General features: G+C 44.3%; 17 protein-coding genes and 2 tRNA genes. 5 read left to right on the top strand and 14 right to left on the bottom strand.

The genetic code is table 11. The annotated features are described in order from the left end of the window. Positions 1-92: 92 nt before the first annotated feature. From ABLA76_RS12265 to rlmE, 7 genes are all read right to left on the bottom strand, one after another. Positions 93-169: transfer RNA gene (locus ABLA76_RS12265), tRNA-Met, on the bottom strand. A 59-nt stretch (positions 170-228) separates the two neighbouring features. Beyond that, a tRNA-Leu gene (locus ABLA76_RS12260) sits at positions 229-318 on the bottom strand. A gap of 85 nt (positions 319-403) precedes the next feature. Next, positions 404-742: a preprotein translocase subunit SecG gene (gene secG, locus ABLA76_RS12255; RefSeq protein ID WP_348988127.1), complete on the bottom strand. Its 339-nt coding sequence runs from the start codon at positions 740-742 to the stop codon at positions 404-406. Between the two features lie 179 nt (positions 743-921). Further along, complete coding sequence (gene glmM, locus ABLA76_RS12250; protein ID WP_047766246.1) at positions 922-2259, bottom strand: phosphoglucosamine mutase; 1338 nt, start codon at positions 2257-2259, stop codon at positions 922-924. Positions 2260-2373: 114 nt separating this feature from the next. Beyond that, the gene (gene folP, locus ABLA76_RS12245; protein WP_348988126.1) at positions 2374-3228 is read right to left on the bottom strand and encodes a dihydropteroate synthase; all 855 of its coding nucleotides are present in this window, start codon (positions 3226-3228) and stop codon (positions 2374-2376) included. A gap of 66 nt (positions 3229-3294) precedes the next feature. Then, the gene (ftsH, locus tag ABLA76_RS12240; protein ID WP_348988125.1) at positions 3295-5214 is read right to left on the bottom strand and encodes an ATP-dependent zinc metalloprotease FtsH; all 1920 of its coding nucleotides are present in this window, start codon (positions 5212-5214) and stop codon (positions 3295-3297) included. Positions 5215-5262: 48 nt separating this feature from the next. After that, positions 5263-5892 carry a 23S rRNA (uridine(2552)-2'-O)-methyltransferase RlmE gene (gene rlmE / locus ABLA76_RS12235; protein WP_348988139.1) on the bottom strand — a complete coding sequence of 210 codons (630 nt, stop codon included), beginning with the start codon at positions 5890-5892 and terminating at the stop codon, positions 5263-5265. A 135-nt stretch (positions 5893-6027) separates the two neighbouring features. On the opposite strand from rlmE, the gene yhbY reads away from it, so the two are divergent. Further along, positions 6028-6321 (top strand): ribosome assembly RNA-binding protein YhbY, encoded by a 294-nt coding sequence (gene yhbY / locus ABLA76_RS12230; RefSeq protein WP_047766250.1) that lies wholly within the window; start codon positions 6028-6030, stop codon positions 6319-6321. Between the two features lie 90 nt (positions 6322-6411). On the opposite strand, the gene greA is transcribed toward yhbY, so the two are convergent. Continuing rightward, positions 6412-6888 carry a transcription elongation factor GreA gene (greA, locus tag ABLA76_RS12225; RefSeq protein ID WP_047766251.1) on the bottom strand — a complete coding sequence of 159 codons (477 nt, stop codon included), beginning with the start codon at positions 6886-6888 and terminating at the stop codon, positions 6412-6414. A 293-nt stretch (positions 6889-7181) separates the two neighbouring features. Between greA and dacB the strand changes: the two genes are divergently transcribed. Continuing rightward, positions 7182-8642 (top strand): serine-type D-Ala-D-Ala carboxypeptidase, encoded by a 1461-nt coding sequence (gene dacB, locus ABLA76_RS12220; RefSeq protein ID WP_348988124.1) that lies wholly within the window; start codon positions 7182-7184, stop codon positions 8640-8642. 92 nt (positions 8643-8734) lie between these two features. On the opposite strand, the gene cgtA is transcribed toward dacB, so the two are convergent. The 3 genes from cgtA to rplU all read right to left on the bottom strand — a co-directional run bounded on the left by cgtA (position 8735) and on the right by rplU (position 10622). Then, positions 8735-9904 carry an Obg family GTPase CgtA gene (cgtA, locus tag ABLA76_RS12215; RefSeq protein ID WP_348988123.1) on the bottom strand — a complete coding sequence of 390 codons (1170 nt, stop codon included), beginning with the start codon at positions 9902-9904 and terminating at the stop codon, positions 8735-8737. A 131-nt stretch (positions 9905-10035) separates the two neighbouring features. Then, positions 10036-10293: a 50S ribosomal protein L27 gene (rpmA, locus tag ABLA76_RS12210; protein WP_011148617.1), complete on the bottom strand. Its 258-nt coding sequence runs from the start codon at positions 10291-10293 to the stop codon at positions 10036-10038. 20 nt (positions 10294-10313) lie between these two features. Further along, a complete protein-coding gene (gene rplU / locus ABLA76_RS12205) occupies positions 10314-10622 on the bottom strand; it encodes a 50S ribosomal protein L21 (RefSeq protein WP_047766254.1) in 309 nt (102 codons plus the stop codon). A gap of 250 nt (positions 10623-10872) precedes the next feature. Between rplU and ispB the strand changes: the two genes are divergently transcribed. Next, complete coding sequence (gene ispB / locus ABLA76_RS12200; RefSeq protein WP_348988122.1) at positions 10873-11844, top strand: octaprenyl diphosphate synthase; 972 nt, start codon at positions 10873-10875, stop codon at positions 11842-11844. A 24-nt stretch (positions 11845-11868) separates the two neighbouring features. Here ispB and ABLA76_RS12195 read toward each other — a convergent pair whose 3' ends face one another. Next, positions 11869-12249, bottom strand: a complete 381-nt coding sequence (locus ABLA76_RS12195) for a DNA-binding protein (RefSeq protein ID WP_047766256.1) — start codon at positions 12247-12249, stop codon at positions 11869-11871. 75 nt (positions 12250-12324) lie between these two features. Beyond that, positions 12325-12672, bottom strand: a complete 348-nt coding sequence (locus ABLA76_RS12190; RefSeq protein WP_348988121.1) for a DNA-binding protein — start codon at positions 12670-12672, stop codon at positions 12325-12327. A gap of 187 nt (positions 12673-12859) precedes the next feature. Here ABLA76_RS12190 and ABLA76_RS12185 point away from each other — a divergent pair, with 187 nt between their 5' ends. Beyond that, the gene (locus ABLA76_RS12185; protein WP_099132640.1) at positions 12860-13126 is read left to right on the top strand and encodes a helix-turn-helix transcriptional regulator; all 267 of its coding nucleotides are present in this window, start codon (positions 12860-12862) and stop codon (positions 13124-13126) included. Positions 13127-13234: 108 nt separating this feature from the next. Here ABLA76_RS12185 and mdh read toward each other — a convergent pair whose 3' ends face one another. Then, positions 13235-14173 carry a malate dehydrogenase gene (gene mdh / locus ABLA76_RS12180; RefSeq protein ID WP_348988120.1) on the bottom strand — a complete coding sequence of 313 codons (939 nt, stop codon included), beginning with the start codon at positions 14171-14173 and terminating at the stop codon, positions 13235-13237. Positions 14174-14584: 411 nt separating this feature from the next. Between mdh and argR the strand changes: the two genes are divergently transcribed. Next, positions 14585-15055, top strand: a complete 471-nt coding sequence (gene argR, locus ABLA76_RS12175; protein WP_047766260.1) for a transcriptional regulator ArgR — start codon at positions 14585-14587, stop codon at positions 15053-15055. The last annotated feature ends 94 nt before the right edge of the window (positions 15056-15149 follow it).

The following is a 15149-nucleotide window of genomic DNA, read 5'->3' as shown; positions in this document are numbered from 1 at the left end:
TTATACTTTTCAAAGCAACCTGTCAAATCAGGGATCGATATCTCAATGGCTGCTGAATTATTACTGTTGAAAAGATACAGGCTGTTAAGAAGTGGTTGCGGGAGCCGGATTTGAACCGACGACCTTCGGGTTATGAGCCCGACGAGCTACCATGCTGCTCCATCCCGCGTTCGAAAACGTGGCAAATCTTACGCTGATAATACTAAAAACGCAAGTTTCTAGATTAATTGGTGCCGAGGACGGGACTTGAACCCGTACGCCCGTTGTTTAGGCACTACCACCTCAAGGTAGCGTGTATACCAATTTCACCACCTCGGCACTGATTTTATAGGATTGTTATTTTAATGGTTATCTAAACTCATCGTCAAAATCAACAACCCTATTTCAATTCTGTTACTGAATGTTACTGTGGGATATCACTATTTGGTTTTGCTGGTGTTGCCGGAATCTCTGCCTGTTTTTCAACTTTTACAGGTTCGACAAGGTTATCCCATTTACTGCTGGAACCCGTCTTGTTGCTGGTCATGTTACCAAGAATCAGACTGATAACAATGAACAACGTGGCAAAAATAGCCGTCATGCGGGTCATAAAATTACTGGAACCCGATGAACCAAACAGCGTGTTAGATGCACCCGCGCCGAAAGAAGCACCCATATCAGCACCTTTACCCTGCTGTAGCAGAACCAGAGCTATTAGCCCGATACCAACCAGCAAGAATATACCTAAAAGAGCTTCATACATATGTTGTACCCGTTTCCTCGTGGCGTTTACCACAATTTTATAGCGACTTTATGTTGCATCACCCGCTCACAAAATTAGAAAAATTAACTTATTGAGCGGGTGTGAATACTAACCAAAGCGTCTTAGACACGCAAGACTAATTTTAAATACTGGCGTCGTTCGGGCAAAAAATCAACAAATCAACCTATTTTTTTCACCGCATCAGCAATACGATGCGCTAATACCGTGACTTGCTCTTCATCTTCGCCTTCCACCATGACCCGAATCAAGGGTTCTGTCCCTGATTTACGCAGCAGAACACGACCACGGCCATTTAATTCAGTCTCAACTGATTTTACGGTTTCAAGCACTGATTCTGATTGCAGAGGATCGGCATTACCTGCAAAGCGAACGTTAACCAAAATTTGTGGCAGAAGTTTCATGCCACTGCACAGATCATGCAGGCTCATATTATTGCGTACTATTGCACTCAGAACTTGCAATCCAGCAACAATGCCATCTCCTGTTGTGGTTTTGTCCAGCAAAATCACATGGCCCGAATTTTCAGCCCCCAAACGCCAGCCTTTTTCCTGCAATTTCTCCAGCACGTAGCGGTCGCCAACTTTCGCACGTTCAAATGGAATACCAAGCTGTTTCAGTGCCAACTCCAGCCCCATATTGCTCATCAACGTACCCACTGCACCACCACGTAGCTGACCTTGTCTCAACGCTTCACGTGCAATGATATAAAGGATCTGATCGCCATCAACTTTTTGCCCCAGATGATCAACCATGATGATGCGGTCACCATCACCATCAAATGCCAGACCAACGTGAGCCTGTTCTTCCAGTACACACTGTTGCAATAGACGAACATCCGTTGCACCACATTCTTCATTGATATTGATGCCATTAGGCTCACAACCAAGGGTAATTACTTCCGCTCCCAGCTCTCTGAACACATTCGGGGCGATATGGTAAGTCGCACCATTGGCGCAATCCAAAACAATTTTCAACCCATTTAAACTTTGTTCACTGGGGAATGTCCCTTTACAAAATTCAATGTAACGACCCGCTGCATCAACTATCCGATTTGCCCGCCCTAACTCAGCAGATTCCACACAAGTCAGAGGTTTTTCCATTTCCGCTTCAATCGCTTCTTCAACATCATCCGGTAATTTAGTCCCATCAATGGAGAAGAATTTAATGCCGTTATCATAGTAAGGGTTGTGGGAAGCGGAAATGACAATGCCGGCTTCTGCACGAAAAGTCCGTGTCAGATACGCCACTGCCGGTGTTGGCATTGGGCCGGTAAAGGATGCCGATAATCCCGCTGCGGCTAACCCTGCCTCCAGAGCAGATTCCAACATATAACCTGAGATTCGGGTATCTTTACCAATAATGATTTTGCGAGAACCATGACGCGCCAGCACTTTTCCCGCAGCCCAACCAAGTTTCAATACAAAGTCAGGGGTAATTGGGGTATTTCCCACTTTGCCACGGATACCGTCAGTGCCAAAATATTTACGGTTACTCATAAAGTTCTTTCCTTTGCTGAACGAATCTTTTGCTCTCAGCGTTTTTTGCTGACACCATGTTCTTTACAAACGATGTATTCTACAAACTCTGTATTCTATGAACATGTATTCTTTTCAGATACCGTATGTCGTACAGGTATTATTGGCAGACAGTGTTGCGTGAACAACTTGCATTGCCTGAACGGTTTCTTTTACATCGTGCACACGGATAATCTGGGCACCTTTCATAGCTGCAATCACAGCACAAGCAACGCTTCCGACCACACGCTCCTGCGGTGGTACATCAAATAATTGGCTAATCATGGACTTGCGTGACATTCCCGCCAGAATAGGTAATCCCAAATGATGGAATTCTTGCAAGTGAGCCAATAACTGATAATTATGCGATAAGTTCTTACCAAAACCGAAGCCAGGATCAAGAATCAGGTTGTTTTTTGCGATACCCGCCGCAACACAGCGCTCAATTTGCTGTATCAGGAAATTTTTTACTTCCGATACAACATCTTCATAGTGAGGCTCTGTTTGCATTGTGCGAGGTTGTCCCTGCATATGCATCAGGCAGATCGGCAAACCACTTTGTGCTGCCGCATCAAGTGCTCCAGGCTCCTGCAACGCACGGACGTCATTAATAATATGCGCCCCCGCCCTGGCTGATTCCTGCATAACAACAGCTTTTGAGGTATCAACAGAGATCCAGGTATCAAAGCGCTGTGCCAGCGCCTCAATCATTGGAATAACACGATCCAATTCTTCCTGCTCACTTACCTCATTCGCTCCGGGACGAGTCGATTCACCACCCACATCAATAATGGTTGCCCCTTCTTTGATCATCCCGACGGCATGCTCTAATGCTGTGTTAAAAGTATTATGGGTTCCACCGTCAGAGAAGGAATCAGGGGTAACGTTTAAAATTCCCATCACTTGTGGGCAGGAAAGATCGAGGACGCTGCCTCTGGCAGTCAGTTTCATCGCTAGGTGCCTTAATGTCAAAACCCCAGGACAAGCCTGGGGTTTAATGTAAGATTGGGAGCCACGTTATGCGGTTGGATTACCATCCGCAGGCTTTGAAGTTTGCTGAGGAGATGGCGTGTTATGACGGTTATTGCTATTACCGTCATTCTTATCACCTTCCCAACCTGCTGGCGGGCGTACTGTTGTACGATTCATCAGATCATCAATCTGAGGAGCATCAATCGTTTCATACTTCATCAATGCATCTTTCATTGAATGAAGAATATCCAGATTATCCATCAGAATCTGACGAGCACGTACATAGTTACGATCGATGAGAACCTTCACTTCCTGATCGATTAAACGCGCGGTGTCTTCAGACATATGTTTTGCCTTGGCAACTGAGCGACCGAGGAAAACTTCGCCTTCTTCTTCCGCATACAGCAATGGTCCCAGTTTTTCTGAGAAGCCCCACTGTGTCACCATGTTACGCGCAATAGATGTCGCCACTTTAATATCGTTGGACGCACCAGTAGAAACATTATCTACACCATAGATAATTTCTTCCGCTAACCGGCCACCGTATAAAGTTGAAATTTGGCTCTCCAACTTCTGACGGCTTGCACTGATCTGATCACCCTCTGGCAAGAAGAACGTCACACCCAACGCACGGCCACGCGGGATAATCGTCACTTTATGCACAGGATCGTGTTCTGGAACCAAACGACCAATAATGGCATGTCCTGCTTCATGGTATGCCGTGGATTCTTTCTGTTCCTCGGTCATAACCATTGAACGGCGCTCCGCACCCATCATGATCTTATCTTTGGCTTTTTCGAACTCAACCATAGAAACCACGCGTTTGTTACCGCGAGCAGCAAACAAAGCAGCTTCATTCACAAGGTTTGCCAAATCTGCGCCAGAAAAACCTGGCGTACCACGAGCAATGACCGAGGCATCAATATCAGTATCCAGCGGAATGCGACGCATATGAACTTTCAGGATTTGCTCACGGCCACGAACATCCGGCAAGCCAACAACGACCTGACGGTCAAAACGGCCAGGACGTAACAAAGCAGGATCGAGAACATCAGGACGGTTAGTTGCTGCGATAACAATAATGCCTTCGTTACCTTCAAAGCCATCCATCTCAACCAGCATCTGGTTCAGTGTCTGTTCACGTTCATCATGTCCGCCACCCAGACCCGCGCCACGCTGACGACCTACTGCATCAATTTCATCAATAAAGATGATGCACGGTGCAGCTTTTTTCGCCTGTTCAAACATATCTCGCACACGGGAAGCACCAACACCCACGAACATTTCAACGAAATCAGAACCCGAGATGGTGAAGAAAGGGACTTTCGCTTCGCCAGCAATAGCTTTCGCCAGCAATGTTTTACCCGTACCTGGAGGGCCAACCATCAGGATGCCTTTCGGGATTTTACCCCCCAATTTTTGAAAACGGCCAGGTTCACGCAGATACTCAACCAATTCGCCCACTTCTTCTTTGGCTTCATCACAACCAGCAACATCGGCAAACGTGGTTTTGATCTGATCTTCCGTCAACATCCGGGCTTTGCTTTTACCAAAAGACATCGCCCCTTTACCGCCACCGCCTTGCATTTGGCGCATAAAGAAGATCCAAACGCCAATGAGCAGTAACATTGGGAACCATGAAATAAAGAGGGTCGCCAACAGGCCTTGTTGTTCTGGTGGTTCACCAACAACTTTTACCTGCTTATTAAGTAGGGTATCCAGCAACTTTTCATCCTGAATTGGCATATAAGTGCTGTATTTTCCACTGTTGTCTTTCTTAGTGAAATCAATGTCACGACCCGAAATACGTACTTCGCTTACTTGATTCTGCGATATCTCACTGATGAAATTAGAGTAATCAACCCTACGACCACTAGAGTCGCTGGGACCAAAACTCTGGAACAATAACATCAAGACAACTGCGATGACTAACCAGAGAATCAGGTTTTTCGCCATGTCACTCAAGGGATTAACCTCATATTACAACTGTGTTAACAAATAGTAGTCAGGGTACTACACTTTCCGCCCTGTCGCTACAATGTATACTTCACGTGATCGTGCCCGCGAAGATTCTGGTTTACGAACTTTTACCTTCGCAAAAAGGGAGCGTATTTCCCTCAGGTATTCATCAAAGCCCTCTCCCTGAAATACTTTGACAATAAAACTACCCCCAGGGGCCAGCACATCACGACACATATCCAACGCTAACTCAACCAGATACATGGATCGGGGAATATCGACCGCAGGAGTTCCACTCATATTAGGAGCCATATCCGACATGACGACCTGGACTTTATTATCACCAACTCTCTCAAGTAATGTTTTCAATACCCGCTCATCACGAAAGTCTCCTTGAAGAAAATCGACCCCAACTATCGGATCCATCGGCAAAAGATCGCAAGCAATGACTCGCCCGCTATTACCAATCTGACTCACTACGTACTGAGACCACCCACCTGGAGCAGCGCCTAAATCAACAACGGTCATGCCCGGTTTAAAGATTTTGTCGCTTTGCTGTATCTCATCAAGTTTAAACCAAGCGCGAGAGCGAAGCCCTTTTTTCTGCGCCTGGAGAACATATTTATCACTAAAATGTTCCTGTAACCAGCGACTTGAGCTTGCTGAACGTTTTTTATTGGCCATTGTTCTTTCCAACTCTACTAATAAGACGCCATATTTTTTTGCGCTCTCTTATCAAACCACACCACACTTTTATGGTGATAGACATGAGATGGCGGTAGAATATATCGTTTTCAATCCCAACTAAGCAAATAAACGATGACTCTTAACAAGAAACAAATCCAATACCTGAAAAGCCTCGCTCATTCATTAAAGCCTGTCGTTATGATCGGCAACAATGGGTTGACCGAAGGTGTGTTGGCTGAAATCGAACAAACTCTTTCGCATCACGAGCTTATCAAAGTCAAAGTTGCTGGCGAAGACCGTGAAATAAAAACTTTGATCGCTGAAGCAATTGTTCGTGAAACGGGTGCACATAACGTGCAAATCATTGGCAAAATGTTAGTTCTCTACCGTCCATCGGAAGAACGCAAGATTAGTCTACCTAAATAATCACGGCATATTTATACAAAAGTGCCATATTAATTTATTTACCTTGATAAAAAAGGCCAAAACTGGCCTTTTTTCTTTGAGCATGGTGTATTAGATATAATCCACGTTCAAAACTTCGAATTCTACTTGACCGCCAGGCGTGGAGATGACAACAACATCATCCACTTCTTTACCAATCAGGCCACGGGCAATCGGTGAATTCACTGAAAGAAGATTTTCTTTAATATTGGCTTCATCATCACCGACGATACGGTAGGTCTGCTCTTCATCGGAATCCAAGTTCAGTACCGTGACCGTTGCTCCAAAAATCACTCGGCCATTGTTGGTCATCTTCATGACATCAATCACCTGTGCATTGGAAAGCTTAGCCTCAATTTCCTGAATACGGCCTTCACAGAACCCCTGCTGCTCACGAGCGGCATGATATTCCGCGTTTTCTTTCAAATCACCGTGCTCACGCGCCTCAGCGATTGCGGCAATAATTTGAGGCCGACGTACATTTTTCAAATGTTCTAATTCTCCGCGCAATTTATCCGCGCCACGAACCGTCATCGGAATTTGTTTCATTTATTCAACCTTTAAATTAATCCTAAGCCCAAACAACATCTTCCTGATTTTTGTAATAACAGCACATTTTTTAATAACAGCACAATGAGCACACCTTATCAGGCGGGCTTACAGATACTTGATAAAAAGAAGTGTAATTCAGCACAATCTGAAGTCCACAGGAATACTTACCTGCAATCCATCATTCTAACGTAGAGTTGATGATGGATCATCGTTTACTTTTCCTTTGAATTATACCTTAGTATGATTAATACAAATATTCCTGGAATACATCACCTTCATACGCGAGATCTATGGCTCTTTTAAAAATGACCAGCAGAATAGCTTGTATGCTCAGTTTAAGCCTGAGTATTTTCAGTACAAATGCCGCTTCTGATAGCTCTTCTATTGAGAAAAGTACCCAGTATTTGCCTACGGGAACTCATTTTTCATTTATTGCCCAAGCCGTTGGGGCAAAAAATCCCTTAGTTGATTATCACGGGCAACAAATGGCTTTACCTGCCAGTACGCAGAAAATTGTGACGGCATTAGCAGCGCTATTGCAGCTTGGTAAGGATTACCGTTTTGTCACAACACTGGAAAGTGATGCTAATCTTTCAGATGGTGTATTAAAAGGTAACCTGACGGCTCGCTTTGTCGGTGATCCCATGCTGACACGTTCACAACTGCGTAATATGGTGGAGTCCTTAAAACAATCGGGTATCAAACAGATTGACGGGAACCTCATCATCGATATTTCGATTTTTTCCAGCCATGATAAAGCCCCGGGCTGGGTATGGAACGATATGACCCAGTGTTTCAGCGCCCCTCCATCAGCCGCAATCGTGGATAAGAACTGCTTTTCTGTTTCACTCTACAGCTCAGAACAACCTGGCGAACTGGCATTTGTCCGTGTGCCCTCTTTTTATCCTGTTAATGTACTGAGTGAAGTCAAAACATTGGCTAAGGGTTCACCAGAAGCGAAATATTGTGAATTTGATGTTACATCGGGTGATTTGAATCGATATACCCTCACAGGTTGCCTGACACAACGCGATGAACCACTGCCATTGGCATTTGCTATCCAGAATGGGCCTGGTTATGCTGGCAACCTCCTGAAAAATGAACTGAATATTGCCGGTATTGAGTTAAAAGGCCATATACGGCTCCAGGCGGCTCCCAAGCAACCAGAAAAGATCCTCGCCGTAAACCAATCTGTGCCATTAAATAAGATGCTCGAAGTCATGTTAAAAAAATCAGATAACATGATTGCAGATACCCTCTTTCGAACCCTCGGCCACCGCTATTTCAACATTCCAGGGACATGGCGGGCAGGTTCCGATGCAGTCCGCCAAATCCTGAAACAGAAAGCTGGCATTGACTTAGGTAACACCGTCATGGTGGATGGATCTGGTCTTTCACGCCACAATTTAATCGCTGCCACAACCATGTTGGAGATATTGCAATTTATTGCTCAACACAATGGTGAACTGAATTTCATCTCCATGTTGCCCAAAGCGGGATATGATGGCACGTTGGCTTATCGTCCCGGTCTGCACGAAGCGGGGATTGATGGTAAGGTCTTTGCCAAAACGGGATCATTGCAAGGGGTCTATAACCTCGCAGGGTTTATGACTGCCGCCAGTGGGCAGCAAATTGCTTTTGTCCAGTTTGTTTCTGCCTACTCTGTTCCCCCGCAAGATCAGCGAACCCGCCGTGTTCCATTATCGCGTTTTGAACACGATTTATATAAATCGTTATATCAAAGTCACTGAACTGGCTCTGTTATTAAGAAGGGTTTGACCAAAAAGAAAAAAGGGCGCCAAATACAGCGCCCTTTTGTTATATTCAAGTGGTTACATGAAGATTAGTGTTTATAAATAAACTCGATGCCTTCGTCATCTTCTTCGTCCCAGTCATCATCCAAATCTTCGTCGTCAGATGCTTGCTGTAACTGCTCTTTATGGTAGTCATCCCACATAAATTCCACTTTTTCCGGTTGGGATTCCTCCGACGTTTCCATGCTACGAGGCTGCGTCTTCATGAACTCCATAATATCCCAGCAAAGCTCTTTTACGCCCTGACGATTCACGGCTGAGATCATGTAATAATCGCCTTCCCAACCAAGCTCCTCAGCGATAGCTTTTGCCCGCTGTTTAGCTTCTTCTGGATCGGTAAGATCGACTTTGTTAAAGACCAACCAGCGCGGTTTTTCTGCCAGTTTTTCACTGTAATTATGCAGTTCTTTGATGATGATACGGGCGTTTTCAACCGGAGCGGATTCATCGATTGGGCAGAGATCAATCAAATGCAGCAATACGCGGCAACGTTCCAAATGCTTCAAGAAACGAATACCCAATCCGGCACCTTCTGAGGCACCTTCAATCAAACCAGGAATATCTGCAACGACAAAACTTTGTTCGTTATCCATACGCACAACGCCAAGGCTTGGCACCAGGGTTGTAAATGGATAATCAGCGACTTTCGGTTTTGCTGCCGATACAGCACGAATAAAGGTGGATTTGCCTGCATTTGGCATCCCCAGCATCCCTACATCAGCCAGTAGCATCAGTTCCAACATCAGCTCACGACTTTCTCCGGGAGTTCCCATCGTTTTTTGACGAGGAGCACGATTTACCGAAGATTTAAAACGGGTATTGCCAAGGCCGTGGAAGCCACCTTTTGCTACCATAAAACGCTGTTCATGGCGCAGCATATCCCCAAGTACTTCGCCCGTGGCAACATCACGTACACGAGTTCCGACCGGAACCTTAATGGTAATATCCTGACCACGTTTACCCGTACAATCCCGGCTTTGTCCATTCTGACCACGTTCAGCACGGAAGGATTTTTCAAAACGGTAATCAATCAGTGTATTGAGGTTTTCATCTGCTAGCAGGTAGACATCACCACCATCACCACCATCACCGCCGTCCGGTCCACCTTTTGGAATATATTTCTCACGACGGAAGCTGACGCAACCATTGCCACCATCTCCCGCTACAACCAGAATTCTGGCTTCATCTACAAATTTCATTTTTTTTCTCCGCAGGATAGCCACTGTAAAGCTGGATGGCAGCTAGTACCCAGAGATGGCGTAATCCAAAATAATAAAAAGCCCCGCAACACACATTGCAGGGCTTCTGATTCGATCAAGATGCAAAAAACTTATTCAGCTTCGATGCTGATAAATTTACGGTTTTTTGGACCTTTAACTTCGAACTTAACTTTTCCGTCAGCTAATGCGAACAGGGTGTGGTCACGGCCACAACCTACGTTGTTGCCTGCGTGGAATTTAGTACCACGTTGACGAACGATGATGCTACCTGCCAAAACAGACTCACCACCAAAACGTTTTACACCCAGACGTTTGCTTTCAGAATCGCGACCGTTACGAGTCGAGCCGCCAGCCTTTTTGTGTGCCATTAATCTGCTCTCCTAAAATCTTAAGCGATGCCAGTGATTTTAACATCGGTGAACCACTGACGGTGGCCCTGTTGCTTACGGCTGTGTTTACGACGACGAAACTTAACAATTTTAACTTTCTCGCCACGACCGTGAGCGACAACTTCAGCTTTAATTTTAACGCCTTCAACTACTGGAGCGCCGATTTTGATATCTTCGCCGTTAGCGACCATCAGCACCTGGTCAAACTCAACAGTTTCACCTGTTGCGATGTCCAGCTTTTCCAAGCGAATTGTTTGGCCTTCGCTTACTCGGTGTTGTTTACCACCACTTTGGAAAACTGCGTACATATAAACTCCGCTTTCCGCGCACCCCCCTAAAATGCTTTCCAGAGCGCGCTATAAAATATTCACATAGGGCGCGAATTCTACGCAAAAACCACTTGGAAGACAAGTGCAGAATTAGAACAGATGAGAAAAAAACAGAGTTTTTCAATTGTCATTTATTTGAACGGTTTTTCAAGTACAATCGATATATCTTGATATCTATTGATATGCTAATTAATGAGCACAGCTCTGAATCAGAGTCCAAAGCCAAAACATGAATTTAGAATCGATACTTAAACTCACCGCTGATGATATGGCAGCGGTTAATGAAACCATTCTTAACCAATTAAATTCTGACGTTGCGCTGATTAACCAACTTGGTTACTACATCATCAGCGGGGGTGGCAAACGCATTCGGCCAATGATTGCCGTACTGGCAGGTAAAGCCCTTCATTGCCAAGATGAAAAACATATCAAAGTTGCTGCTTTGATTGAATTTATCCACACGGCAACGCTGCTGCATGATGATGTCGTTGATGAATCTGATATGCGCCGTGGTAAAGCGACAGCCAACGCCATTTATGGCAATGCGGCCAGTGTCCTTGTGGGCGATTTTATCTATACGCGCTCATTTCAAATGATGACCGATCTTGACTCCATGCGCGTATTAAAATTGATGTCTGATGCTACCAATGTCATTGCTGAAGGCGAAGTCATGCAGTTGATGAACTGCAATGATCCTAATATTTCAGAAGATGACTATATGAGGGTCATTTACAGTAAAACCGCTCGCCTGTTTGAAGTCGCTGCGCATTCAGCCGCCATTCTCGCCAACGCCACTCCTGAGCAAGAAATAGCACTACGTGATTATGGCCGTTATCTGGGCACCGCATTTCAATTAATTGATGATCTGTTGGATTATGACTCAGATAACAGCACGCTGGGTAAGAACACAGGGGATGACTTAAACGAAGGCAAACCCACATTGCCTCTTTTACACGCCATGAACCACGGAACACCGGAGCAATCCGCTGTAATCCGAAGTGCCATTGAGCAAGGTAATGGCCGCCATTTGTTGGATACCGTCCTGACAACGATGAAACAGTGTGGTTCACTTAAATACACCCGCCAGCGGGCAGAAGAAGAAGCTGATAAGGCTATTTCAGCATTGCAGTCACTGGAACATTCTCCATACAAGGCGGCTCTTGAGGGATTGGCCCATGTCGCTGTACAGCGACTTTCCTAAAACTGAATCAGTGCCCCAGATAATTCAATCCAGGGCGCTGTCTTTATTATCACTATCTTGAATACCGACATATTGGACCAGGCTGGCTAGCCCTTTTCTCAAAATAAATTTAACCATTCGCTCTCTTTCGGATTTGCTCAACTGGTAATAAGCTTCTACCCAGATCATAAATGGGTCCTGTCGTTTATTGCGATAGTATTCGACCGAATTTTCACTGACCGTCAGTACATTCACGACTTCTTCGGGCAAACTGTTGACATTATATTCGAGCGCTTTTCCTTGTACGCCCCGCTTACGGCGTTGTTCCCAGCCCTCGCGTCTTGCCATCAAATTAACTCCTTGGGGAGACGATGGCAGCCCTGCGAGGCCGATGAGTTCTTTTGCAGAATACCACTCTTTTTTCATCTCTTTCTCCTCGCTTGATACTGGAGCAGTGACGAGAAAGCCAAATGTTAAGTACCTGGCTTTTCAAAAGCTGTCTCAAGTAGCTGTGATTTTTTCCAAAAAACTTCTTATGCCATCTCGTAATATCACTTCGGTAATGACCTCCTTCTCTTCCTCGGTAAGTAAATTAAATGCACTTACCCAAATGGCTAAAGGATCTTGTTTTTGAACCTGATATTCTGCTGGTGTTTCATGGAGTTCTAACGCTTCCAACGTTGTTTGAGGAAAACAAGAGTAATGGTATTCAATCGCCCGCCCCTGGACGCCAGCCCGTTTCTGTTTTAACCACTCTTCACGCTTTGCCCTGGCATTAACTCCTTGTGGTGATCTAGGTAACTCACCTACACCGGTCAGCTCCATTGCCGTATACCACTCTTTTTTCATAACGTTTCTCTATTTTTGTTACCAAGTTCAAAAAAGAAGTTATTAAGAAAAAATTAGAAACATTTTTAGAAAAAATAATGTTATTTTATTTTCTTAATAACAGGTTCGTGTTCGTTATTAATTTCACATTAACGCTTTAGTTATACCACTAATGTGGCTTCTAATTTAATAGAAAAGGATTAAAAAAATGATTTCTATGAAATCGGATTGGCATCCTGCTGATATTATTGCCGCTTTACGTAAACGAGGAACGACATTAGCTGCCGTTTCTCGTGCGGCGGGATTGAGTTCATCAACTTTGGCGAATACACTTTCTCGCCCATGGCCCAAGGGAGAATGGATAATAGCGAATTATTTAGAACTACATCCGTCTGAAATATGGCCCAGCCGCTATTTCGATCCCCATACAGGAGAACTATTGGAAAGAAAAGTAAGAGAGAAAAAGAATAATTAGCTATCAATATAACTATTGAAAAAAACCGCTAGTTATTTCTAACTAGCGGTTTTAGTTATTTAATATATTTAACTTAATTCGTATATTAATAAATTTTTAATAAATGAATTATTCGTTAATAAATTTTTCGCCCAACTCAATGTCTTTTTTCAAAACATCCAGCATGTTATCCAGTGACTTCTGTTCAAAATCACTCAACTTGCCAATATCTAAATGTTCTTCGATACCCTTTTTACCTAAGCGAACAGGCTGCGCAAAGAAACGGGCATATTTGCCATCACCTTCAACATAGCTGCACTCAACAACATTGCTTTCGCCTTGCAAGCCACGGATCAGCGACAGCCCCAAACGAGCCGCTGCTTGTCCCATAGACAGAGTTGCAGAGCCGCCACCCGCTTTCGCTTCAACAACCTCAGTACCCGCATTCTGGATACGCTTGGTCAATGCTTCAACTTCTTCATCAGTGAAGCTAACACCTGGAATTTGCGACAAAAGAGGCAGGATGGTCACACCAGAGTGCCCACCAATAACAGGAACTTCTATTTCTTCTACTTTCTTGTCTTTCAGTTCAGCAACAAAGGTGTTGGAACGAATGATATCCAGGGTTGTGACACCAAACAGGCGGTTCTTATCGTATACCCCTTCTTTTTTCAGTACCTCAGCGGCGATGGCAACCGTGGTATTGACTGGGTTGGTAATAATTCCAATTAATGCTTTTGGACAAGTTTTAGCAACCTGCTGAACCAGATTACGAATGATTCCCGCATTGATATTGAACAAATCGGAACGATCCATACCAGGTTTACGCGCCACACCCGCAGAAATTAATACGACATCTGCACCTGCCAGTGCAGGAGTTGCATCTTCACCAGCAAAACCAGTGACTTTGACTTCCGTTGGGATATGGCTCAGATCGGTTGCCACGCCTGGAGTCACCGGAGCAATGTCATACAAGGAAAGTTCTGAACCTGAAGGAAGCTGGGTCTTGAGTAGAAGGGCAAGTGCCTGACCAATACCACCGGCTGCACCGAGAACTGCAACTTTCATCCTGATACTCCTTAAATTAAGTACTGTAAATACGATCTATTTGTATACACGATGTATTAAAAACACCAATGTATTAAAAACACCATGCATTAAAAACAATCTGTTAACAGTCAGATTATCCACTTAATAGCCTGATGATGGAACACCAACGTCGTTTTATTCTAAACAAAATGCTTATCTGTTAATGAGATAATGGACACTTTTTTAAGAATTACTTCAGGCGAGCGCTTCAACAATTAGCTTATTACCTTACTCTTCCCTTTCCTACCAAACAATCCCATTTAATTAACAATACATTTACTACGCTTAATTCACTATTCTCTGTATATTGGTTTTTTCTTCTCTTTCTTGCATAAAAATTCACTCTTTCGCATAATGGCCGCCTGATAACGGATTCAACGATGGTGAAATATGCGTGTTCCTTCGAAACAGGAAGATTTGGTAAAAGCGTTCAAGGCATTATTGAAAGAAGAAAAATTCAGCTCTCAAGGTGAAATTGTTTCGGCACTTCAAGAGCAGGGATTTGAAAATATCAACCAATCTAAAGTTTCCAGAATGCTGACGAAATTTGGTGCCGTCCGAACCCGTAATGCAAAGATGGAAATGGTTTATTGCTTACCCGCAGAATTGGGCGTGCCCACTGCCACCAGCCCATTAAAAAATCTGGTATTAGATGTCGATTATAATCACAGTATTGTCGTCATACGTACCAGCCCTGGCGCAGCACAGTTAATTGCCCGCCTGTTAGATTCATTGGGGAAAGCAGAAGGGATCCTTGGCAGCATTGCAGGGGATGACACTATTTTTTCCACTCCAGCGCAGAACTTTACGACAAAACAACTTTACGAAGCCATTCTCCACCTGTTTGAACAGGAACTTTAATTTATTCAGGTCTGCCGTATACCAATCTAATCAAAATATGCGTATGGCAGACCGAAATATAAAAAATCTTAACTAACCCGAATTCTGGATAAGA

The sequence above is a fragment of the Xenorhabdus sp. SGI240 genome, assembly GCF_040081915.1.
GTDB lineage: Bacteria > Pseudomonadota > Gammaproteobacteria > Enterobacterales > Enterobacteriaceae > Xenorhabdus > Xenorhabdus bakwenae.
The sequence above is the reverse complement of the archived record's forward strand: the minus strand, read 5'-3'. Positions and strand labels throughout refer to the sequence as shown.

Bases quoted from the DNA above. Each gene is read 5' to 3' on its own strand.
- secG (WP_348988127.1), bottom strand. From the start codon at position 742: ATGTATGAAGCTCTTTTAGGTATATTCTTGCTGGTTGGTATCGGGCTA.
- glmM (WP_047766246.1), bottom strand. From the start codon at position 2,259: ATGAGTAACCGTAAATATTTTGGCACTGACGGTATCCGTGGCAAAGTG.
- folP (WP_348988126.1), bottom strand. From the start codon at position 3,228: ATGAAACTGACTGCCAGAGGCAGCGTCCTCGATCTTTCCTGCCCACAA.
- rlmE (WP_348988139.1), bottom strand. From the start codon at position 5,892: ATGGCCAATAAAAAACGTTCAGCAAGCTCAAGTCGCTGGTTACAGGAA.
- yhbY (WP_047766250.1), top strand. From the start codon at position 6,028: ATGACTCTTAACAAGAAACAAATCCAATACCTGAAAAGCCTCGCTCAT.
- greA (WP_047766251.1), bottom strand. From the start codon at position 6,888: ATGAAACAAATTCCGATGACGGTTCGTGGCGCGGATAAATTGCGCGGA.
- dacB (WP_348988124.1), top strand. From the start codon at position 7,182: ATGGCTCTTTTAAAAATGACCAGCAGAATAGCTTGTATGCTCAGTTTA.
- cgtA (WP_348988123.1), bottom strand. From the start codon at position 9,904: ATGAAATTTGTAGATGAAGCCAGAATTCTGGTTGTAGCGGGAGATGGT.
- rpmA (WP_011148617.1), bottom strand. From the start codon at position 10,293: ATGGCACACAAAAAGGCTGGCGGCTCGACTCGTAACGGTCGCGATTCT.
- rplU (WP_047766254.1), bottom strand. From the start codon at position 10,622: ATGTACGCAGTTTTCCAAAGTGGTGGTAAACAACACCGAGTAAGCGAA.
- ispB (WP_348988122.1), top strand. From the start codon at position 10,873: ATGAATTTAGAATCGATACTTAAACTCACCGCTGATGATATGGCAGCG.
- ABLA76_RS12195 (WP_047766256.1), bottom strand. From the start codon at position 12,249: ATGAAAAAAGAGTGGTATTCTGCAAAAGAACTCATCGGCCTCGCAGGG.
- ABLA76_RS12190 (WP_348988121.1), bottom strand. From the start codon at position 12,672: ATGAAAAAAGAGTGGTATACGGCAATGGAGCTGACCGGTGTAGGTGAG.
- ABLA76_RS12185 (WP_099132640.1), top strand. From the start codon at position 12,860: ATGATTTCTATGAAATCGGATTGGCATCCTGCTGATATTATTGCCGCT.
- mdh (WP_348988120.1), bottom strand. From the start codon at position 14,173: ATGAAAGTTGCAGTTCTCGGTGCAGCCGGTGGTATTGGTCAGGCACTT.
- argR (WP_047766260.1), top strand. From the start codon at position 14,585: ATGCGTGTTCCTTCGAAACAGGAAGATTTGGTAAAAGCGTTCAAGGCA.